Source organism: uncultured Streptomyces sp. (assembly GCF_947488945.1).
Taxonomy (GTDB): domain Bacteria; phylum Actinomycetota; class Actinomycetes; order Streptomycetales; family Streptomycetaceae; genus Streptomyces.
The window spans coordinates 203586-228060 of record NZ_CANLBS010000013.1 but is presented as its reverse complement, the minus strand read 5'-3'; the positions used below and the strand labels follow the sequence as shown (position 1 = coordinate 228060).

Here is a 24475-nt window from a genome sequence, read left to right as displayed (position 1 = left end):
GCGACGGCGTTCTACGGGTTGGTGGACTTGGGTGGGGTGGGGTCGGGTGAGCGGGTTCTCGTTCATGCGGCGGCGGGTGGTGTGGGGATGGCGGCGGTGCAGATCGCGCGTCATCTGGGTGCGGAGGTGTTCGGTACGGCGTCGCCCTCGAAGTGGGGAGCGACGGGTCTGGACGCCGACCATCTGGCGTCGTCGCGCGACCTCGGTTTTGAGGACGCCTTCCGCAGCCGGACCGGTGGCCGGGGTGTCGATGTCGTACTGAACGCGTTGGCCGGGGAGTTCGTCGACGCGTCGCTGCGGCTGCTGGCGCCGGGCGGACGGTTCCTGGAGATGGGCAAGACCGACCTCCGCGAACCGGCTTCCCTGCCCGGTCTCACCTACCGGCCCTACGACCTGGCCGAGGCGGGCCCCGACCGGATCGCGGAGATCCTCACCGAGGTCATGCGGCTGTTCGCCGACGGCGCGCTCACGCTCCCGCCGTTGCGTACCTGGGACCTGCGGCACGCCCCGACCGCCTTCCGGTACATGAGCCAGGCCCGGCACGTCGGCAAGGTGGTGCTCACCCTGCCCGCCCCGCCGGACCCGGACGCCACGGTCCTGATCACCGGCGGCACCGGCGCGCTGGGCGGCCTGCTCGCCCGGCACCTGGCGGCCCGCGGACGCCGCGACCTGCTGCTGCTGAGCCGGCGCGGACCCGACGCGCCGGGCGCGCCGGAACTCCTCGCCGAACTGCGCGCCCTGGGCGCACGGGTGGAGACGGCCGCCTGCGACGTCGCCGACCCGGAGGCTCTGGCAGCGGTGGTGCGCGGCCGGCGGATCCGCTCCGTGTTCCACACCGCCGGCGTCCTCGACGACGGGGTGGCCACCTCGCTGACCCCCGACCGGCTCACGGGCGTGCTGGCGGCGAAGGCGACCGCCGCCCTTCTGCTGGACCGGCTCGTGCCCGAAGCGGAGGAGTTCGTGCTGTTCTCCTCCGTCTCCGCCACCCTCGGCAGCCCCGGCCAGGCGTCCTACGCCGCGGCCAACGCCTGTCTCGACGCGCTCGCCGTCCACCGGGAGGCCCGCGGGCTCGTCGCGCGGTCGCTGGCCTGGGGCCCGTGGGACGTGGCGGGCGGCATGCTCGGCGCACTCAGCGACGCGGACCGGGAGCGGGCCGCACGATCGGGCTTCGCGGCCGTCACCGCAGCCGAGGGCATGTCCCTCCTCGACGCCGCGCTGGACGGCGCCGACCCGGCCGTCGTCCTCGCCGGACTCGACCTTGCCGCCCTCGGCCGCCGCCCCGACCTGCCGCCGCTGCTGCACGGGCTGACGAGGGGCGCGCGGCGCACCGCCGCACGGCCGGCCGGAGAGACCGGCCTCGCCGACCGGCTGCGGGCCCTGCCCGCCCCGGAACGGCTGCGGCTGCTCCTGGACCGGGTCCGGACGGAGGCCGCCGCCGTCCTCGGCTTCGCGGGTGCGGCCGAGGTCGAGCCCGACCGGGCCTTCAAGGACCTCGGCTTCGACTCGCTGACCGCCGTCGAACTGCGCAACCGGCTCGGCGCCGTCACCGGCGTACGGCTGCCCGCCACGCTCGTCTTCGACCACCCCACGCCCGCCGCGCTCGCCTCGCGGCTCCTCACCGACCTGGTCCCGGCCGATCCCGGCCCGGCCGCGGCGCTGCTCACCGGACTGGACCTGCTGGACTCCCCGGAGACGGAACTGTCCGAGGCCGACCGCGGCCTGCTGCGGGTCCGGATGACCGCACTGCTCGCCAAGTGGGCGGACGCCCCGGCAGGTGAGGAGGCGACGGACGACGACCTCGCGGCGGCCACCGGCGACGACATCTTCGCCCTCATCGACAGCGAACTGGAGAGCTCCTGACCGCCCCGCACGCCACCGCTCCCCTCGTCGGACCCGCGGTTACCGGCCGGTCGTAGGGGGCGGGCGGGGGCGGTTAGGGGTGATGCCCGCACTCCCCGGCCGGTGACCATCGTGAACAGGCGCTTCTTCTCGTGAAAGCTCGTGAAAGGACTCCGGCATGCCGTCACAAGAGCCCGCCCCTGCGGGGGAAAGGCCGCTGACGACCACGGCGGACCGCATCGCCGACCTGGCCGCCCGTCACGAGGAGGCGGTGCTCCTCGCGGAGAAGCAGGCCCTGGACCGTCAGCACGCCAAGGGCAAGCTGACCGCCCGCGAGCGGATCGACCTGCTGCTCGACCCCGGGTCGTTCGTGGAGCTGGACGAGTTCGTGCGCCACCGGTCCACCGAAGCCGGGCTGTCGCGTCCGTACGGCGACGGCGTGGTCACCGGACACGGAACCGTCGACGGGCGCCAGGTCTGCGTCTTCGCGCACGACTTCACCGTCCTGGGCGGCAGCATGGGGGAGGCGTTCGGGGCCAAGGTGCTCAAGGTCTACGACCTGGCCATGAGTATCGGCTGTCCCGTGATCGGCATCAACGACTCCGGCGGCGCCCGCATCCAGGAAGGCGTGATGTCCATCGCCTATTACGCGGAACTCGGCGTGCGCAACGTCCACGCCTCCGGAGTCGTCCCGCAGATCTCCCTCATCATGGGGCCCTGCGCCGGCGGTTCGGTGTACTCGCCCGCCCTCACCGACTTCACAGTGATGGTCGAGGACATCTCGTACATGTTCGTCACCGGGCCCGAGGTGGTGAGCGCGGTCATGGGTGAGAAGGTCACCAGCGAGGAGCTGGGCGGGCCGGCCGTCAACGCGGAGGTCTCCGGCAACGCCCATTACGTCGCCGAGGACGAGCGGGACGCCATCTCGTGGGTGCAGACCCTCCTCGGCTACCTGCCGAACAACAACATGGAGCCGGCCCCGGTGTACGAGCACGGGGCGCCGGCCGGGCTCACGGCGGGCGACCTGGCGCTGGACACCATCGTCCCCGACACCGAGAGCCAGTCCTACGACATGGCCGAGGTCGTCGCCGCGGTTCTCGACGACGGCGAGTACCTGGAGATCCACCCCGGCTTCGCCCGCAACATCCTGTGCGCGCTCGGCCGGGTGGAGGGCCACTCGGTGGGGGTGGTGGCCAACCAGCCGCAGCACCTCGCCGGGGTGCTGGACATCGACGCGTCCGAGAAGGCGGCCCGGTTCATCCGCTTCTGCGACGCCTTCAACATCCCGGTGCTGACCTTCGTCGACGTCCCCGGCTACCTGCCCGGCGTCGACCAGGAGCACCGCGGCATCATCCGCCGCGGCATCAAACTCTTCTACGCCTACGCCGAGTCGACGGTCCCCAAGGTCACCGTGATCACCCGCAAGGCGTACGGCGGCGGGTACGGGGTGATGGGCTCGCAGCACCTCGGGGCGGACCGGGTGATCGCCTGGCCCACCGCCGAGATCGCCGTGATGGGCGCGGAGAGCGCCGTGCGGGTGCTGTACCGCCGCGACCTCGCCGCCGCGGAGCCGGAGGAACGCGCCGCGGTCAAGGAGAAGCTCCTCGACGACTACCGCCGGCAGTTCGGCAATCCGTACGTCGCCGCCTCGCACGGCTTCGTCGATATGGTGATCCAGCCCTCGCAGACCCGCTCCGAGGTCGCGAAGGCGCTGAACCTGCTGCGGAACAAGCGTCAGGAACGGCCGGTCAGGAAGCACGGGAACATTCCTCTGTGATCGGATGGCCGGAAACCCAACATCCTTTCTGCACAAAGCAGTTGACGTTCTGGAACGGATTGTTCCGCTAGGATCGGCACGTTCTGCGACCCAGGAAGAGAGAAGCAGCGTGCACTCAGAGAACGCCCTGACCGCAAAGGAGGAGACGGCCGCCGTCGCCCCCGGCGGGGGCGGGGTCCCCGCCTTCCGCCTCACCGGTCTGCACAAGACGTTCGGCGACCACACGGCGGTGGACCACGCCGACCTCGCGGTCGCCGCCGGCTCCTTCTACGGGCTGGTCGGACCCAATGGCGCCGGGAAGACCACCACCCTCTCCATGGCGGTGGGACTGCAACGGCCCGACGCCGGACGGGCCGAGGTGCACGGCGTCGACGTGTGGGAGGAACCGCTGCGGGCCCGCCGGCTGATGGGCGTGCTGCCCGACGGGCTCGCCATGCCCGAACGGCTCACCGGACGCGAACTGCTCACCCACCTCGGACAGTTGCACGGTCTGGGCGCCGAGGAGTCGGCGCGCCGCGCCGACGAGCTGCTCGCCGTCATGGAACTCGACGGACAGGCTGAACGCACCCTGGTCGTCGACTACTCCACCGGCATGCGCAAGAAGGTCGGCCTCGCCACCGCCCTGCTGCACGGACCGCGACTGCTGGTGCTGGACGAGCCCTTCGAGGCGGTCGACCCCGTCTCCGCGGCCACGATCAAGCAGATCCTCACCCGCTTCGTGGCCGGCGGCGGCTCGGTCGTCATCTCCAGCCACGTCATGGCCCTCGTCGAGCAGCTGTGCGACACCGTGGCGGTGATGGCCAGGGGCAGAGTGGTGGCCGAGGGCCCGCTCGACGAGGTCCGCGGCACACGCTCGCTGGAGGAGACCTTCGTCGACCTCGTCGGCGTCGAGATCGGCGGAGCGGAAGGACTGTCGTGGTTGGCGTCCTGATCCGCATGAGGCTCGCCGTGCTGCGGAACACCGCGACCGGCGACAAGATGGCATGGGCCGCCGCCGGCGGCACGGTCGGCCTCTGCCTCGCCATCGCCACCGTCGTCCTGGCCTTCCTCGACTTCTCCCAGCCGAAGATGCTGATGGACCTGCTCGCCGTGACCTTCGGGCTCTGGGCGCTGGGCTGGATGGCGGGACCCACCTTCGCCGGAGAACCGCCGCTGGGCGGGCAGCACTTCCTCCGCCAGCCGATCGAGCGCCGCACCCTCGCGTTCGGCCTGCTCGCCGCCGGACTGGTGAGCGTCACCGCCGCGGTGACCCTGCTCGCCTTCGTCGCCCTGATCGTCTTCGCCGCCCGGCTCGGCGTGGTCGCGGTCCTGGTTTCGCTGCCCGCGGTCGTCCTGATGCTCCTGCTGGTGGTGCTGCTCTCCCGCGTGGTGTCCCTGCTGTTCGGCGCGCTCGCCCGGTCCCGCGTCGGAGGAGTCGTCACCGCGACCGTGACCGCCGCCATGATCGCGCTGGCCTCGTTCTCCTGGGTCATCTTCGTCGGCGTCTACCTCCTGCTGGAGTACGGTTTCCCGTCCCGGCTCTCCACCTTCCTGCGCTGGCTGCCGTCCAGTTGGGGCCTCCTCTCCGTCGAGGCGGCCGGCCGCGGCGACATCGGCTGGACGGTCGGCCCGCTGCTCGGTCTCTGCGCACTCGTGGCCGTCCTCTTCCTCCTCTGGACGAGACTGCTCGGCCCGCAGCGGCTGGCCCGCGCGGTGGTGCGCGGCTCCTCCGCCGAACGCGCCGCCCCCCGCGGCCGGGCCGCCCGCAGCGACCTGGGCGCCTTCTACCTGAAGGAGATGCGGACCTGGGCGCGCGACCCGCTGCGCACGCAGAACGCCACCCTGCCCGCGGCCTTCTCGATCATCTCCGCCCTCTTCCCGCTGATCCTGGACTACACCGGTTTCCTCCCCTTCATCGGCGCGGCGACCGCCCTGATGGCCGCCTCCACCTGCGCCAACGCGTACGGACAGGACGGCACCGCGCTCTGGATGACGCTGATGCTGCCGGGCCGGGAGCGCGCCGACGTACGGGCCAGACAGCTGGCCTGGCTCACCGTCTTCACCCCGCTGACCTGCGTCATGACGGTCGTCGGAACCCTCGTGCACGGTGACGCCGCCCTGGTGCCGTGGGCGGTCGCGGGCAATGTCGCGGCGCTCGGCGGCGGCGCCGGCGTACTCGCCTGGATCGCCGTGGCCGGCCTGGTGCCGGGGCCCGACCCGCACCGCGCCAAGAACACCCCGCTCGACCACGGGGACGTCACCGGCCAGTCCTTCGTCGCCTTCCTCCTCACCGCGCTCACCGCCGCCCCCGCCCTGGGCGCGGCCCTCGCCGGCCACCTCCTCGACCTGACCTGGCTGCTCCGGGCGAGTGTTCCGGTGGCCCTCGTCACCGCTGTGGCGGGCTACGTCCTGCTCGGCGACCTGGCGGCCCGGCGGCTGCGCGACAGGGGCCCCGAACTGCTCCAGTTGATGCGCACCGGCAAGCGCCGCACCAGCGTCGACGACCTGGCCGACACCCCGTCCGCCTTCCAGACGATGCCGCCGAGGAGCCAGTTCCTCATGTGGGGCAGCATGGCGATCGGCATCCTCGGCCTGTTCCCGCAAGGACTGGTCCCGCTCGGCATCAAACTCAGCGGCTCGGACGCCAAGGTGTGGTTCCTCGCGCTGTACGTGCCCGACTTCTGGCAGTGGCCGGTGGTGGCGGGCATGATCCTGATCGGGCTGGCCGGCTTCGGCGGAATGCTCGGGGTGTACCTCTCCGAGACCCGCAAGGTGAAGGAGCGGGCGTGGAAGGCGCTCCGCATCCGCGAGGCCGCCGAACGCGCCGGTGCACCGGAGGCGGAGCAGGCTCCGGGAGGACCCGACCGGCTCACCCACGCCTGAACCGTCGGGTCCGGCCCGGTGAAGCCCGGCCCGTACGTCCCCAGTGCCCGCACCCATGACGGGGCGTGCCGCACCCGCGGCACGCCCCGTCCGCGTCCCCGGTCCACCGCAACCGCCACCGTGCCACCGGGCCTGCCGCGCCGCGCCGGTCCACCGGCCCGCCGTGCCCGCCCCGCCGTGTCGGCCCCACACTCCCGCCATGCCCGCCGTGATCCCCGCGCCCCGGCTTCCGACCCGGCGGCCGTCACTCTCCGTCGGGCGGACGGTCCGCCGGAACCGGCCACCGCCCGCGGTTCCCGCCCGTCGCCGCCCCGTGCCGCCGCACCGCCCCGTCCCGCACGGGCACGCCCGTGACCCCGTGTTTTCCCACCGGCCCGGAATTCCCCGGTAGGGGGTGGCGGGGCCCGGAGGTTAGGGGTTGGCCCCCTGCCGGGCCCTGGCTACTGTCCGGATTGATCCGGACGCACGAGCCGGAGGAGCACCCCGCACCACGCGGTCGACCCATCGTCACCGGCGCACGTCATCGGCAGGGATTCGGGTTCCGAGGGACCCGCGATTTCGAGTGATTCAGAGGCAGCCATGTCGGAAGCGCACACCGGTGACACCGAAGCCGTCGCGATCATCGGGTATTCCTGCCGGCTCCCCGGCGCGAGCGGCCCCGCGGAGTTCTGGGAACTGCTGTCCACGGGCACCGACGCCACCACCGACGCCCCGGCGGACCGGCCCTCCGTACCGGGGGCCCGCCGGGGCGGGTTCCTCACCGGGGTCGCCGACTTCGACGCCGCGTTCTTCGGGATCTCCCCGCGCGAGGCCGCGGCCATGGACCCCCAGCAGCGTCTGGCGCTCGAACTCGCCTGGGAGGCGCTGGAAGAGGCTCGCGTCGTGCCGGGAGACGTCCGCTCCACCCGCACCGGAGTCTTCGTCGGCGCCATCGGCGACGACTACGCCACCCTGCTGCACCGCGACGGCGACCAGGCGATCGACCGGCACACCATGGCCGGCCTGCAGCGCGGCATCATCGCCAACCGGATCTCCTACGCCCTCGGCCTGCGCGGCCCCAGCCTCGCCGTGGACGCAGGACAGTCCTCCTCCCTGGTCTCGGTGCACCTGGCCTGCGAGAGCCTGCGACGCGGCGAGTCGGACCTCGCCCTCGCCGGCGGGGTGAACCTCGTCCTCGCCCCGGACAGTACCGTCGGCGCCCTGCGGTTCGGCGGCCTCTCCCCGGACGGCCGCTGCTTCACCTTCGACGCCCGCGCCAACGGCTTCGTACGCGGCGAGGGCGGCGGGCTCGTCGTGCTCAAGCCGCTCACCCGGGCCCTCGCCGACGGCGACCGGGTCCACGCGGTGATCCTCGGCGGAGCCGTGAACAACGACGGCGGCGGCGCGAGCCTCACCGCCCCGAGCGCCGCCGCCCAGCAGGCCGTCCTGCGCGCCGCGTACGCCCGCGCGGGCGTGCACCCCGACGCCGTCGGATACGTCGAACTCCACGGCACGGGCACCCCGCTGGGCGACCCCACCGAAGCCGCCGCACTCGGTGCCGCACTCGGCGCCCGACGGACCGCGCCCCTGCCCGTCGGATCGGTGAAGACCAACATCGGCCACCTCGAAGGGGCCGCCGGCATCGCCGGTCTGCTGAAGGCGGTCCTCACCGTCGAGCGGGGTCTGGTCCCACCCAGCCTCAACTTCCGCACCCCGCACCCCGACATCCCGCTGGACCGGCTCAACCTGAGGGTCCAGACGGAACCCGCACCGCTCGCCGGGACGGGCCTCGCCGGCGTCAGCGCCTTCGGCATGGGCGGCACCAACTGCCACCTCGTGCTCGGCCCCGCCCCGCACCCCTCGGAACCGGAACCGGCCGCAGCCCGGCCCGCCGCGGGGAATGCGGCGGCGGCCCCCGCGCCCGTCCTGGTGTCCGGCCGCACCGGGGCCGCGCTGCGCGCCCAGGCCACTCGGCTGCGCGACGCCGTCGCCGCGTCCGACACCGACCCCGCCACCGTCGCCCACACGCTGGCGACCACCCGCACCGTCTTCGACCACCGGGCCGTGATCCTCGCCGAGGACCGCGCGTCCCTGCTCACCGCCCTGGACGCGGTCGCCGCCGGACGACCCGCCCCCGGCGTCGCCGAAGGCACCGCCCGCACCGGCCGGCTGGCGCTCGTCTTCTCCGGCCAGGGCTCGCAGTGGCCGGCCATGGCCGCCGGGCTCCTCGACACCGACGAGGTCTTCGCCGACGCGATCGCCGCCTGCGAACGGGCCCTCGCCCCGCACGTGGACTACTCGCTCACCGACGTCCTGCGCGGCGCCGACGGCGCCCCCACCCTGGACCGCGTCGACGTGGTCCAGCCCGCCCTGTTCGCCGTGATGGTCGCCCTCGCCGAGGTGTGGCGCTCGCTGGGCGTCACCCCCGACGCCGTACTCGGACACTCCCAGGGCGAGATCGCCGCCGCCCACGTCGCCGGCGGCCTGACCCTGGAGGACGCCGCGAAGGTGGTGGCGCTCCGTAGCCGGGCCATCGGCGCGCTGGCGGGCGGCGGCGGGATGCTCTCCGTCCCCGCCCCCGCCGCACAGGTCCGCCAGTGGCTGGCGGCGGAACCCGACCTGTCCGTGGCGGCCGTCAACGGCCCCTCCTCGGTGGTCGTCTCCGGCGTGACCGAGGCACTGGACGCGTTCGCCGCGACCTGCGCGGGACGCGGCATCGGCGCGAAGCGCGTACCGGTCGACTACGCCTCGCACTCCGCACAGGTGGAGCTGATCCGCGACGAACTCCTCACCGTCCTCGCCGACATCACCCCGCGCACCGGCACCGTCCCGTTCCTGTCCACCGTCACCGGCCAATGGACCGACACCGCCGGACTGGACGCCGCCTACTGGTACCGGAACCTGCGCTCCACCGTCGAGTTCGCCGACGCCACCCGCACCCTGGTCGCGGAGGGGTACCGCTTCCTCGTCGAAGCCACCCCGCACCCCGTCCTCGTCCCCGCCGTGCGCGACACCCTCGCCGCGCTCGACACCGCCGACGCCGTCGCCGTCGGCTCGCTGCGCCGGGACGACGGCACCCGCGGCCGGCTGCTGGCCTCCGCCGCCGAACTCCTCGCCCACGGGCACCCCGTGCGGCTTCCCGCCCCGCACCCCGCCGGGACCGTCGACCTCCCCACCTACGCCTTCCAGCGCGAGCGCCACTGGCGGCCCGGAACCGGCGCCGCCCCCACCACCGCCCCCGCGCCGGCGGACGCCTCGCTGCGCGGCCGGGTGCGCGCGGTGCCGCCGAAGGCCGGCCACACCCTCGTCCTGGACCTGGTGCGCGCCCACGCCGCCGTCGTCGGCGGGTTCGCCTCGGGCGACGCGGTCGACCCCGACCACACCTTCAAGGACCTCGGCTTCGCCTCGCTGACCCTGGTCGAGCTCCGGGACCGGCTGGCCGCCGCCACCGGCCTCCGGCTGCCCGCCACCCTGCTGTTCGACCGGCCCACCCCGGCCGCCGCCGCCCACCACCTGCGCGACGCGCTCGCGGGCGACGACAGCGAGGTCAGCGGCGACAGCGAGGTCAGCGGCGACAGCGGTCGGCAGGCGGCCCCGGACGGAGCCGCCGCCGCCGACGAGCCGATCGCGATCGTCGCCATGGCCTGCCGCTTCCCCGGCGGGATCGACACCCCCGAAGCACTGTGGCAGGTGCTCGCCGAGGGCCGCGAGGTGCTGACGGAGCTGCCCGCCGACCGGGGGTGGCGGCTCGACCCCGCCGCGTACCCCGACGGGCTGCCCGCCCGCGGCGGGTTCCTCGACGACATCGCGGGCTTCGACGCCGAACTCTTCGCCGTCTCGCCCCGCGAGGCCCTGGCGATGGACCCCCAGCAGCGGCTGCTGCTGGAGGTGGCCTGGGAGACCGTGGAACGGCTCGGCGTCGACCCCGCCTCCCTGCGCGGCAGCCGTACCGGCGTGTTCATCGGCGCGACGGCGCAGGACTACGGCCCCCGGATGCACGAACCGTCCGAGGGCACCGAGGGCTATCTGCTCACCGGCGGCACCGCCAGCGTGGCGTCCGGCCGGATCGCCTACACCTTCGGCTTCGAGGGCCCCGCCCTCACCGTCGACACCGCCTGTTCGTCGTCCCTGGTGGCCCTGCACCTCGCGGCGCGGTCGCTGCGCGCGGGGGAGTGCTCGACCGCGCTCGCCGGCGGTGTGACCGCCATGGCCACCCCCGGCGTCATCGCCGAATTCGCCCGACAGAAGGGGCTCTCCCCGGACGGCCGGTGCAAGGCGTTCGGTGCGGACGCGGACGGTACCGGCTGGTCGGAGGGGGTGGGCGTGCTGGCCCTGCGGCGGCTGTCCGACGCCCGCGCCGACGGCCAGCGCGTCCTGGCGGTGATGAGCGGCTCGGCGGTCAACTCCGACGGCGCGTCCAACGGCCTCACCGCCCCCAACGGCACCGCCCAGCAGCGCGTCATCCGGGCCGCCCTCGACGCCGCCGGTCTCGCGCCGGCCGACGTGGACGCGGTGGAGGCGCACGGCACCGGCACCCGGCTCGGCGACCCGATCGAGGCACAGGCGCTGCTCGTCGCCTACGGCCAGGACCGCGCGGAACCGCTGCGGCTCGGCTCGGTCAAGTCGAACATCGGCCACACCCAGGCCGCCGCCGGGGTCGCCGGCGTCATCAAGGTGGTCCAGGCGCTCCAGCACGGCGTACTGCCCCGCACCCTGCACGCCGACACGCCGTCCCCTTACGTCGACTGGGCCTCGGGCTCCGTCCGCCTGCTGACCGAGCCCGCCCCCTGGCCGCGCGGCGACCGCACCCGGCGGGCCGGTGTGTCGTCCTTCGGGATCAGCGGCACCAACGCCCACGCCATCATCGAAGAGGCCCCCGCACCGCCCGAGCCGGCAGAGCCCGCGCCCGCACCGGAGACGGGCGCACCGCCGCTGCCCGTGCTGCTCTCCGCCCGGGGGGACCGGGCCCTGCGCGCCCAGGCCACGCGGCTCCGCGGCCACCTGGACAGTGAGCCCGGGCTGTCCGTCGCCGCCGTCGCCCGTACGCTCGCCACCACCCGGACCGCGCTCGATCACCGGGCCGCCCTCACCGCCCCCGACCGCGCCTCCCTGGTCGCGGCCCTCGACGCGGTCGCCCGCGGCGAGGACGCGCCCGGCCTGCTCCGGGGCGTCGCCCGGACCGGCCGCACCGCGTTCCTGTTCACCGGGCAGGGGTCCCAGCGGGCCGGGATGGGGCGTGGGCTGTACGAGGCGTTCCCGGTGTTCGCGGAGGCGTTCGACGCGGTCTGCGCCCGTATCGCACTCGAACTCCCGCTGCGGGACGTGGTGTTCGGGGACGAAGCCGCCCTGAACCGGACCGGTTATACGCAGCCGGCCCTGTTCGCGTTGCAGGTGGCGCTGTTCCGGCTGGTCGAGTCGTGGGGTGTGACCCCGGACGTCCTGGTCGGGCACTCCGTCGGTGAGGTGGCGGCCGCGCACGTGGCGGGGATCCTGTCGCTGGACGACGCGTGCCGCCTGGTGTCGGCGCGTGGCCGGTTGATGGAGGCGTTGCCCGAAGGCGGGGCGATGCTGGCGGTGGAGATGCCCGAGGGTGAGCTGGAGCTGCCGGGGGGTGTCTGTCTGGCGGCGGTCAACGGCCCCGACTCTCTTACGGTGTCGGGGGACGCGGACGCTGTCGAGACCCTGGAGGTCCGGCTGCGGGCGGAGGGGCGGAGGGTCAAGCGGCTGACCGTGTCGCACGCGTTCCACTCGCATCTGATGGAGCCCATGCTGGCGGAGTTCGCGGGGGTCGCGGAGTCGCTGACGTACCGGACCGCCGCCGTTCCCCTCGTTCCCACCGCGTCGGGTGACCCGGCCACCGCCGCGTACTGGGTCGGCCAGGTGCGCGCACCCGTCCGGTTCGCCGACGCCCTGACCGCGCTGCCGGCGGTCCGCACGTTCCTCGAACTCGGCCCCGACGGGGTGCTGTCCGCGCTGGTGCCTCAGACCGTCACCGACGCCCTCGCCGTACCCGCGCTCCGCGCCCGCCAGGACGAGGCGGACACCGTCACCGCCGCACTCGCCGCGCTCTGGACGCGGGGCGGCGGACCCGACTGGAACGCCGTGGCCGGCCCCGGCCCCGCCGCCCACGTCGAGCTTCCCGGCTACCCCTTCCAGCACACCCGCTACTGGCCCGCCGCCGACGCCGTCTCCCCGGCCCCGCTCGCCGCCGCAGGGCTCGGCGCGGCGGACCATTCGCTGCTCGGCGCGGTCGTTCCCGTCGCAGGGGACGACCGGACCGTCCTCACCGGACGGATCTCCCCGGCCACGCACCCCTGGCTCGCGGACCACGTCGTGCACGGACGCGTGGTGCTGCCGGGCACCGCCCTCGTCGACCTGGCACTGCACGCCGGCGGCCACGTCGGACTGCCTGCGCTCGCCGAACTCACCCTGCGCGCACCCCTGGTGCTGCCCGGCGACGGCGGCACCCAGCTCCAGGTCGGCGTGGTGGGACCGCAGGTCGAGGTCCGCAGCCGCCCCGACGGTGACGCGGGCGCGGCGTGGACCGTCCACGCCGCCGGCCTGCTCACCGCCGCCACCCCCGCCGACGCACCCGCCCCGCCCACCGCCTGGCCGCCCGTAGGCCCGAGCGTTCCCGCCGCCTACGACGCACTCGCCGCCGCCGGTCTCGCTTACGGCCCGGCGTTCCGGGGCCTGCGCGCGGTCTGGCGGGACGGCGACAGCGTCCACGCCGAGGTGGAACTCGACGGGAGCCCGCAGGCGGCCGTCTTCGACGCGGCCCTGCACGCCCTCGGCGCGGCCGGCCTGATCCGCGACGACGCCCTTCTGCTGCCGTTCGCCTGGTCCGGCGTCACCCTGCACGCCACCGGGGCGCAGGCGCTGCGTGTACGTCTCACCCGGCGCGGCCCCGACGAGTACGCCGTCCACCTCGCCGACCCGGCCGGAGCCCCGGTCCTCACCGCCACCTCTCTCGCGTTCCGGCCGGTGACCGCCGACGCACTCCGCGACGCGCGCGCCGGAGTGCTGTACGGCGTCGACTGGAGCCCGGTCCCGGCTGCGGACGCTGCGGGCCCGTCCGCGGTCCCCGCCCTGCCCGACGCGGAGCACGGGAGCCGGCCCGCGTCCCTCGCCGCCATGCCTGTCGGCACCACCGCGCTGCTCGACACCCTCGATGCCGCCGGGGCCGGCCTGGCCGTACACCCGGACCTCGCCGCGCTCGCCGCACTGCCGGGCCCGGCGCCGGACACCGTCGTCGCCTGCCTGGGCGTTTGCGCCGGCCCCGCCGCGGTGACCGGGGACGAGGCCGTCCGGCGCACCCACGACACCGTCCTGGCCGCACTCGACCTCGTACAGGCGTGGCTCGCCGACGCGCGGTTCGCCGCGAGCAGGCTCGTCGTCGTCACCCGGGGCGCCGTCGCCGCGGCGGAGGGGGACGGCCACCACCTCGACCCCGCGGCCGCCGCCGTCCACGGACTGCTGCGCTCCGCGCAGACCGAACACCCGGACCGATTCGCCCTGGTGGACCTGGACGGAGACGCCCGCGCCACCGATCTCCGTGCGCTGCTCGCCCTCACCGCAACCGAACCCCAGCTCGCGATCCGGGGCGGCGCTCCCCTCGCCCCGCGCGCCGTCCGGCTGCCCGTCCCGGCCGGCGCGCCCTGGGGGCCGGCCGACACGGTGCTGATCACCGGCGGGACCGGAGCGCTCGGCGTCCATGTCGCCCGGCACCTGGCCGGTGCGCACGGCGTCCGCCACCTGGTCCTGCTCAGCCGGCGCGGCCCCGAGGCGCCGGGTGCCCGCGCCCTGGTCGAGGAACTCGCCGCCGTCGGAACGACCGTGACGGTCGTCGCCGGAGACTGCGCCGACCGGGCGGTGCTCGACGCCGTCCTCGACGCCCACCCCGTCACCTCCGTCGTGCACACCGCGGGCATCGTCGACGACGGCCTGCTGACCTCGCTGACGCCGGAGCGCGCCGCCGCCGTGCTCCGCCCGAAGGCGGACGCCGCCGCGCTCCTCGACGAAGCCACCCGGGACCGGGACCTCACCTCCTTCGTCCTCTTCTCCTCCGTCGCCGCCGCCTTCGGAACCGCCGGCCAGGCCGCCTACGCCGCCGCCAACGCCTTCCTCGACACCCTCGCCGCTCACCGCCGCTCCCAAGGGCTGCCCGCGGTCTCGGTGGCCTGGGGACTCTGGGACGGCGCCGAAGGCATGGCCGCCTCGCTGCGCGCCGCCGACCGCCACCGCTTCGCCGCGCTCGGCGGCGCGCTCACCCCCGGTCAGGGCGTCGCCCTGCTCGACGCGGCCACGGCCTCGGAACGCGCCCACGTCCTCGCCGTCGCGGCCGAACCCGCACCCCGCGAGCCCGCCTCCCCGCTGCTGCGCCACCTCGTCCGGCGTGACCTCCGCCGGGCGGCCGGTCCCGGTCCGGCCACCGACGCCACCGCCCTGGCCGCGCTGCCCCCCGCCGAGCGGGACCGGGCCGTCGGCACGCTCGTCCGCACGGCCGTCGGCGCGGTGCTGGGCCACCCGCCGTCGGCCCGCGTCGAGGAGACCCGCACCTTCCGCGAGCTGGGTTTCGACTCGCTCACCGGCGTCGAACTGCGCAACCGGCTCGCCGCCGCCACCGGCCTCCGGCTGCCCGCCACCCTCGTCTTCTCGCACCCCAGCCCCGCCGAACTGGCCGCCCACCTGCGCGCCGAACTGGGCGGCTCCGGACAGCCGCAACAACCCCCGCCCACGACGACGCCCGCCACCGACGAGCCCCTCGCGATCGTCGCGATGAGCTGCCGCTACCCGGGTGGTGTCGACAGCCCCGAAGAACTGTGGCGGATGGTCCGCGAGGGCCGCGACGGGATCAGCGCCTTCCCCACCGACCGCGGCTGGGACCTCGGCCGCCTGCATGACCCCGACCCGGAACGTCCCGGTACCACCTACGCCCGCCACGGCGGTTTCCTGCACGACGCCGCCGACTTCGACGCGGGCCTGTTCGGCGTGTCCCCGCGCGAGGCGCTCGCCATGGACCCCCAGCAGCGGCTGCTGCTGGAACTGTCCTGGGAGGCGTTCGAACGCGCCGGGATCGACCCGGCCACCCTGCGCGGCACCGACACCGGGGTCTTCGCCGGAGTCATGTACCACGACTACGCGACCGCCGCCGACGCCCCCGCCGAAGTCGAGGGGTACCGGGCCACCGGCAGCGCGGGCAGCGTGGTCTCCGGCCGTGTCGCGTACACCTTCGGCTTCGAGGGCCCGGCCGTCACCGTCGACACCGCCTGCTCCTCGTCCCTGGTCGCCCTGCACTGGGCGGCCCGGTCGATCCGGGCCGGGGAGTGCTCGATGGCCGTGGTGGGCGGGGTCACCGTGATGGCGACGCCCGGGGTCTTCGTGGACTTCAGCAAGCAGCGCGGCCTCGCCCCCGACGGCCGCTGCAAGTCGTTCGCCGCCTCGGCCGACGGAACCGGCTGGTCCGAGGGCGCCGGGGTGCTGGTGGTAGAGCGCCTCTCCGACGCCCGCGCGCGCGGGCACCACGTCCTCGCCGTGGTGCGCGGCTCCGCGGTCAACCAGGACGGCGCCTCCAACGGCCTGACCGCGCCCAACGGCCGCTCGCAGGAACGCGTCATCCGCTCCGCCCTCGCCGACGCCGGGCTCGCCCCCTCCGACGTGGACGCCGTCGAGGCCCACGGCACCGGTACCTCCCTGGGCGACCCCATTGAGGCGCAGGCGCTGCTCGCCACCTACGGGCACGACCGCGAACAGCCCCTGTGGCTGGGCTCGTTCAAGTCCAACGTCGGTCACACCCAGGCCGCGGCGGGTGTCGCCGGCGTGATCAAGATGGTGCAGGCGATGCGGCACGGCGTGCTGCCGCGCACCCTCCACGTCGACGCGCCCTCCCCGCACGTCGACTGGTCCTCCGGCGCCGTCGCCCTGCTGACCGAGGAACGCCCCTGGCCGGCCGCCGGCCGCCCCCGCCGGGCCGCCGTCTCCTCGTTCGGGATCAGCGGCACCAACGCGCACACCGTCCTGGAGGAAGCCCCGCCGCAGCCGTCGCCCACCCGCGACGACCGCCCCGAGCCGACCGACCGCCCCGAGCCGGCCGACCGCCCCGCCGCGGTCGTGCCGTGGATCGTCTCCGCCGCGTCCCCTCAGGCGCTGCGCGCCCAGGCCGCCCGGCTGCGCGCCGCCGTGGGCGGACTGCACCCCGCCGACGTCGGCCTGTCTCTCGCGACCCGCCGCGCCGCGCTGGAGCACCGCGCGGCGGTGGTCGGCGCGGACCGTGCCGAACTGCTGCACGGACTCGATGAGCTGGCGCGCGGCGAGGGCACGCATCCGTCGGCCTCCGCCACCGCTTCGCGCACCGCCTTCCTCTTCACCGGCCAGGGCGCGCAGCGGGCCGGGATGGGGCAGGGACTGTACGAGGCGTACCCCGTGTTCGCAGAGGCGTTCGACGCGGTCTGCGCGCGCACCGAACTAGAACTCCCCCTGCGGAAGGTGGTGTTCGGTGAAGACGGCGCTGCGTTGAACCGGACCGGTTACACGCAGCCGGCGTTGTTCGCGTTGCAGGTGGCGTTGTTCCGGCTGCTGGAGTCATGGGGTGTCGTCCCGGACCACCTGGTGGGCCATTCGATCGGCGAGCTGGCGGCCGCGCACGTGGCGGGGATCTTGTCGCTGGACGACGCGTGCGCGCTGGTGTCGGCGCGTGCGCGGTTGATGGAGGCGTTGCCCGAGGGTGGGGCGATGCTGGCGGTGGAGGCGGCCGAGGGGGATCTGGTTCTGCCGGAGGGTGTCTGCCTCGCTGCCGTCAACGGCCCCGACTCCCTGACGGTCTCTGGCGATGCGGAGGCGATATCCGGCCTGGAGTCCCGGCTGCGGGCGGAGGGCCGGCGGGTCAAGCGGCTGACGGTCTCGCACGCGTTCCACTCGCATCTGATGGAGCCGATGCTCGCGGAGTTCACGCGGGTCGCGGAGTCGCTGACCTACCACGCCCCGTCCCTCCGGCTCGTCCCGACCGCCCCCGGTGACCCGGCCACCGCCGGGTACTGGGTGGGTCAGATCCGGGAGCCGGTGCGGTTCGCGGACGCGGTGGCCGCGCTGCCGGACGTGCGGGCGTATCTCGAACTCGGCCCGGACGCCGTGCTGTCCGCGCTGGTGGGCCGCATCGCCGAAGACGTGGTCACCCTGCCCCTGCTGCGCCCCGGACAGGACGAACCCGGCACGGCGGTGCGTGCCGTGTCCGCGCTGCACGTCCACGGCGGCACGGTCGCCTGGGCCCGGTTCTTCGACCGGCTCGGCGGACGCCCGGTGGCCCTGCCCACGTACGCCTTCCAGCGCGAGCGGTACTGGCTGGCCGCGCAGAACCCCGGCTCCGGCCGGCAGGAGGCGCGGGACCCCGCCGAGGCGCGGTTCTGGTCGGCCGTGGCCCGTCGCGACCTCGACGGGCTCGCGGGAACGCTCGGGCTGCCGGGCGAGCCGGGCGGCACCGCCCGTGACGGCCTGGCCGAACTGATGCCCTACCTCACGACCTGGCGGGACCGGCGGCGCGAGGAGTCCGCCGCCGACGCCTGGTGCTACCGCGCCGCCTGGCAGCCCGTCGCACCGCCGCCCGCCGTCCTCGACGGCACCTGGTTGCTGGTCCGGCCGGGGGAGGCCGGTGACTCTCCGGCCACCGGTGTCGCCGACGCCCTGCGGCGGGGCGGGGCCACCGTCGTGGAGCTGACCGACGCGGGGGAGGACCGGACCGTCCTCGCCGAGCGGCTGCGCGCCTTCGACGGTGTGCGGGCGGTGGTGTCGCTGCTGGGCCTCGACGAGCGCCCCGTGCGGCCGGGCGCCGCACTCGACCGCGGGCTCGCGGCGACCCTGGCGCTGACCCAGGCCCTCGCCGACAGCGACCTCGACGCGCCGTTGTGGTGCCTCACCCGGGGAGCCGTCACCGTCGGCCGGTCCGATGCGCCCGCAAGCCCCACCCAGGCCCGGATCTGGGGCTTCGGCCGGGTCGCTGCCCTCGAACACCCGCACGGGTGGGGCGGTCTGGTGGATCTGCCCGCCCACCTCGACGCCCGCGCCGGAGACCGGCTCGTCGCCGTGCTGGCGGCGCACGGACCGGCCCCCGAGGACCAGGTCGCCGTCCGCGCCGACGGCGTCCACGCCCGCAGGCTCGTCCCCGCCGGTCCGCTGCCCGCGGCGGTCGCCCCCGCCGTCCGCCCCGGCGGAACCGTCCTGATCACCGGCGGCACCGGGGCACTCGGCGCGCAGGTGGCTGGCGCGCTCGCCCGGCAGTGCGGCGGCACGGTCCGGCTGCTGCTGGCCGGCCGACGCGGCCCGGACGCCCCCGGCGCCGCCGACCTCGCCGCCGACCTCACCGCCGCGGGCACCCCGACCACCGTCGTCGCCTGCGACGCCGCCGACCGGGACGCCCTCGCCGCGCTGCTGGCCGGCATCCCGCCGGAACACCCGCTCACCGCCGTCGTCCACGCCGCCGGACTGGTGGACGACGGAGTCGTGGGCGCCCTCACCCCCGACCGCTTCGAACAGGTGCTGCGGGCCAAGACCCTGGCCGCCGACCTCCTGGACGAACTGACCCGCGACCTCACGCTCGACTCCTTCGTCCTCTTCTCCTCCTTCACCGGCGCCGTCGGCACGGCCGGACAGGCCAACTACGCCGCCGCCAACGCCCACCTCGACGCGCTCGCCGCCCGCCGCCGCTCCGACGGGCTGCCCGCCGTGTCGATCGGCTGGGGGCCGTGGGCGGAGGCGGGCATGGCCGGCGACGAGGCGCTCGTCCACCGGCTGCGCCGGGCCGGACTCGCCCCGCTGCCCGTCGGCCCCGCCACCCACGCCCTGCTGCGGCTGCTGCGGACCGCCGGGGACGAGGCCGCGCCGGTCGTCGCGGACCTGGACCGGGCCCGGTTCGCCGCCGCCTTCACCGCCGTCCGCCCCAGCCCTCTGCTCACCGCACTCGCCCCCGCACTCGCCTCCGGCCGGGCCGCCACCGCCCCCGGCGGCGTCACCGAGTTCGCCGGCCGACTGGCGGCGGCGGGCGAGGGCGAGGCACGCCGCCTCGTGGAGGAACTGGTCCGGACGCGGGCCGCCGCCGTGCTCGGCCACGGCACACCCGACGCCATCCACCGCGACAAGGCGTTCCGCGACCTCGGCTTCGACTCGCTCACCGCCGTCGAACTCCGCAACGCGCTGCGCACCGCCACCGGTCTGCGACTGCCCGCCGGACTCGTCTTCGACCACCCGACGCCCGCCGCCCTCGCCGCCCGTCTGCGCGCCGAACTCACCGGCGCCACCGGGGCGGACGCCCCCGCCGTGCCGCCGGACACGGCCGCCACCGCGTCCGAGGACCCGATCGCGATCGTGGCGACCAGCTGCCGGTTCCCCGGCGCGTCCACCCCCGAGCAGTTCTGGGACCTGCTCGCCCGCGGCGTGGACGCCGTCGGCGACCTCCCCGCCGACCGGGGCTGGGACCTCACCGACGCCCCCGCCTTCGCCCGCCGCGGCGCGTTCCTCCCGGACGCCGCCGGCTTCGACGCCGGCCTGTTCTCCATCTCGCCCCGCGAGGCCCTGGCGATGGACCCCCAGCAGCGCCTGCTGCTGGAAGGATCGTGGGAACTCTTCGAGCGGGCGGGCCTCGCCCCCATGGCGTTGCGCGGACAGCGGATCGGCGTCTTCGCCGGCACCAACGGCCAGGACTACGCCCGGCTGATCCCCGCCACCGGCTCGGGGCTCGAAGGACAGATCGCCACCGGCAGCGCGGCCAGCGTCCTGTCCGGCCGCGTCTCCTACGCCTTCGGCCTCGAAGGCCCCGCGGTCACCGTCGACACCGCCTGCTCCGCGTCCCTGGTCGCCCTGCACCTGGCCGCCCAGTCGCTGCGCGCGGGGGAGTGCTCGATGGCGGTCGCCGGAGGCGTCACCGTCATGGCCGGCCCCACCGCCTTCATCGAGTTCGGCCACCAGCGCGGCCTCGCCGCAGACGGCCGCTGCAAGCCCTTCGCCGCCGCCGCCGACGGCACCGGCTGGGGCGAGGGGGTCGGCCTGGTCCTGCTGGAACGGCTCTCCGACGCCCGCCGCAACGGCCACCGGGTGCTGGCCCTGGTGCGCGGCAGCGCGGTCAACCAGGACGGCGCCTCCAACGGCCTCACCGCCCCCAACGGACCCTCCCAGCAACGGGTGATCCGGGCCGCCCTGGCCTCGGCGGGGCTCCGGCCCGCCGACGTCGACGCCGTCGAGGCCCACGGCACCGGCACCTCCCTCGGCGACCCGATCGAGGCCGAGGCGCTGCTCGCGACGTACGGGCAGGACCGGGAGGAGCCGCTCTGGCTCGGCTCGGTCAAGTCCAACATCGGCCACACCCAGGCCGCCGCCGGGATCGCCGGCGTCATCAAGATGGTCGAGAGCATGCTCCACGCGGAACTGCCCCGCACCCTGCACGTGGACGCGCCCACCCCCGGCGTCGACTGGGACTCCGGCGCGGTACGCCTGCTCACCGCCCACACCCCCTGGCCGGACCGGCCGGACCGGCCGCGGCGGGCCGCCGTGTCCGCCTTCGGGATCAGCGGCACCAACGCCCACGTCGTACTCGAACAGGCACAGGAGCCCCCACAGGCCGCCGCCCCGCCACCGTCCGCCCCGCTGCCCTGGGCGTTCTCCGCCCGCTCGGCGGCGGCGCTGCGCGCCAGGGCCGGCCGGCTGCGGACCCTCGCCCTCACCCCCGGCACCGACCCGGCCGCCGTCGGACGCACCCTCGCCCGCACCAGCCAGGGCCCCGAACACCGCGCCGTGGTCACCGCCGACAGCCCCGAGGGGTACGCGGCCGGCCTCGCGGCCCTCGCCGCCGGAGAACCGGCCCCCCACGTCGCCCGCGGCGAAGCCGGCAGCGGCGGCCTCGCGTTCCTCTTCACCGGCCAGGGCGCGCAACGGGCCGGCATGGGCCGCGGACTGTACGAGACGTACCCGGTGTTCGCGGACGCCTTCGACGCGGTCTGCGCCCGGCTCGACCTGGACCGGCCCCTGCGCGAGGTCGTCCACGGTGACGCGGCCGCGCTGGACCGCACCGCGTACACGCAACCGGCCCTCTTCGCCCTCCAAGTGGCGCTGGTGCGGCTGCTGCAGTCCTGGGGCGTCGTCCCGGACCACCTGGTCGGCCACTCGATCGGGGAACTCGCCGCCGCGCACGCCGCGGGGGTGCTGTCCCTGGACGACGCCTGCACCCTGGTGGCGGCGCGCGGCCGGCTGATGGAGGCCCTGCCCGAGGGCGGGGCGATGCTGGCGGTGGAGGCCGCCGAGGAGGAGCTGCGGCTGCCCGACGGGGTCGACCTCGCCGCCGTCAACGGCCCCGCCTCGCTGACGGTCTCGGGCGACGCGGACGCGATCGCCGCACTGGAGGACCGACTGCGCACCGAGGGACGGAAGGTGAAACGGCTGACGGTGTCGCACGCGTTCCACTCCCACCTGATGGAACCGATGCTCGCCGCGTTCGCCGAGGTGGCCGAGTCGCTGACCTACCACCCGCCGACCGTCCCGGTGCTGCCCACCGCACCCGGCGCGATCGACACCCCCGGCTACTGGGTGCGCCAGATCCGCGAGCCCGTCCGATTCGCCGACGCCGTCGACCGGCTGCCCGAAGGGACCCGCGGTCTCGAACTCGGCCCGGACGGCGTGCTCAGCGTCCAGGTCCCGGGCACCGTCCCCGTTCTGCGCCGCGACCGGCCCGAGGCCGCCACCCTCCTCGCCGCCGTCGCCCACCACTGGACGCGCGGCACGGACGCCGACCTCACCGCGCACTTCCCGCCCGGACCGCCCGCCACGCTGCCGCCCTACCCGTTCCAGCACACCCGCTACTGGCCCGACACCGCGCCCACCGCGCCGACGGACGCCGCCTTCTGGGCCGCCGTCTCCACCGGCGACCCGGCCGCCCTCGCCGACACCCTCGGCGTGCCCGGCGACGCCACCCTCGCCGATCTGCTGCCCGCACTGGCCGCCCGGCGCCACCGGACGGACACCGGCCCCCTGCACTACACCGTCACCTGGCAGCCGCTGCCCGACCCGGCCGGCCCCCTCACCGGCACCTGGCTGCTGGTCACCCCGCCCGAGGGCGCCGACGACGGCCTGACCGAATCCGTCCGCACCGCCCTGCACCACGCGGGCGCCACCACCCGCACCCTCCCCGGCGGCATCGACCGGGCCGCGCTCGCCGCCCGGATCCGCACCGCCGCGCAGGACGCCGACCCGGCCGGCGTCCTCGCCCTGCCGGGCACCGGACCCCGCTGCACGGCTGCCACCGCCACGCTCACCCAGGCCGTCGAGGACGCCGGGACCACCGCCCCGCTGTGGTGCGCCACCCGCGGCGCCGTCGCCACCGGCGCCGACGACCCCGCGCCCGACCCCGACCAGGCCGCCGTCTGGGGCCTCGGCCGGGTGGCCGCTCTCGAACTGCCCACCGTCTGGGGCGGACTCGTCGACCTGCCGCCCGTGTTCGACGCCACGATCGGCGCCCGCCTCGCAGGGCTCCTCGCGCACCCCGCCGGCGAGGACCAGACGGCCGTACGGGCCACCGGCGTCCTCGGCCGGCGGCTCGCCCGCCGCCCGCTCCACGCACCCGCGGGCCCCGCGCCGGAGTGGACGCCCACCGGCACCGTGCTGATCACCGGAGGCACCGGGGCACTCGGCTCCCACCTGGCCCGCGGGCTCGCCCACCGGGGCGCCCCGCACCTGCTGCTCGTCGGACGGCGCGGCCAGGACGCCCCCGGCGCACCGGAACTCGCCGCCGAACTCACCGCCCTCGGCAGCCGCGTCACCCTCGCCGCGTGCGACGTCGCCGACCGAGCCGCGCTCACCGCCCTCCTCGACCGGCTCCCGCAGAACCAGCCGCTCACCGCCGTCGTGCACGCCGCGGGCATCGCGGACGACGCGGTCATCGGCTCCCTCACCCCCGACCGGATCGCCACCGCCCTGCACGCCAAGACCCTCGGCGCCCACCACCTCGACCAACTGACCACCGGCCTCGACCTGGACGCCTTCGTGCTGTTCACCTCGTTCGCCGGAGTCGTCGGCAACCCCGGACAGGCCGCCTACGCCGCCGCCAACGCCTGGCTCGACGCCCTCGCCGACCGCCGCCGCGCCCGCGGCGCGACCGCCACCGCCGCCGCCTGGGGCCCGTGGGCCGGTACCGGCATGGGCGCGGCCGCCGCCGTCGCCGAGCAGCAGCACCGCACCGGCATCACCCCCCTCACGCCCGAGCACGCCGTGCGGACGCTGCTCGCCGCCGTCGCGCGCCAGGAGACGGCGCTCTGCGTCGCCGACGTCGACTGGGCCCGCTTCGGGCCGACGGTCGACGCCGGCCGCGGCGGCCGGCTGCTGGCCCTGCTGCCCGAGGCCGCCCGGCCCGCCGACACCGCGCCCGACGACGAAGGGCCCGGCCTCGCCGAACGGCTCGCCGCAGCACCCGGACCCGAGCAGGAACAGATCCTGCTCGACCTGGTGGTGGCCCGGACCGCCGTCGCGCTGGGCCACCCGACGCCCGCCGCCATCGACCCGGACCGGCCGTTCCGCGACCTCGGAACCACCTCGCTCACCGCCGTCGAACTGCGCAACCTGCTGAACTCCGCCACCGGCCGGACCCTGCCCGCCACCCTCGTCTTCGACCACCCGACCCCCGCCGCCCTCGCCGCCCACCTGCGCTCCCTGCTCGTCCCCACCGGGGCGGCCGGCACCGACCGGCCGGGCAGGGGGTCGGCGGCCGTCGCCGAGCTGGAGAAGCTCGAAGCGGCCCTCGCGGAGACACCTCCCGACGGCGACGAAGCCGACACGCTCCGGACCCGGCTGCGACGCCTCGCCGACCGGCTCGACCGCGCCGATCCGGGCCCTCTCGTGGCCGCAGCCGCCCCCGACCCCGAACCGACGGACGATCTGGCGGCGGCCAGCGCCGACGACCTGTTCGACCTGATCCACAGAGAATTCGGCACGTCCTGATGCGCCGGCCAGTCCTGAAACACACGCACGGTCCTGCCTGCTGGGAGTCGT

5 protein-coding genes are annotated in these 24475 nt (G+C 75.7%); all 5 read left to right on the top strand.

The genetic code is table 11. The annotated features are described in order from the left end of the window. Positions 1-1860, top strand: a 1860-nt coding sequence (locus tag Q0994_RS21340) for an SDR family NAD(P)-dependent oxidoreductase (protein ID WP_299537478.1), incomplete at its 5' end; no start/stop codon positions are given. A gap of 157 nt (positions 1861-2017) precedes the next feature. Further along, positions 2018-3616, top strand: a complete 1599-nt coding sequence (locus Q0994_RS21335; protein WP_299537475.1) for an acyl-CoA carboxylase subunit beta — start codon at positions 2018-2020, stop codon at positions 3614-3616. Between the two features lie 199 nt (positions 3617-3815). Then, positions 3816-4547 carry an ABC transporter ATP-binding protein gene (locus tag Q0994_RS21330; protein ID WP_299537486.1) on the top strand — a complete coding sequence of 244 codons (732 nt, stop codon included), beginning with the start codon at positions 3816-3818 and terminating at the stop codon, positions 4545-4547. Continuing rightward, a complete protein-coding gene (locus tag Q0994_RS21325) occupies positions 4532-6478 on the top strand; it encodes a hypothetical protein (RefSeq protein ID WP_299537473.1) in 1947 nt (648 codons plus the stop codon). Before Q0994_RS21330 ends, Q0994_RS21325 begins: the two co-directional genes overlap by 16 nt. Before the next feature lie 579 nt (positions 6479-7057). Further along, a complete protein-coding gene (locus Q0994_RS21320; RefSeq protein ID WP_299537471.1) occupies positions 7058-24424 on the top strand; it encodes a type I polyketide synthase in 17367 nt (5788 codons plus the stop codon). Positions 24425-24475 lie beyond the last annotated feature (51 nt).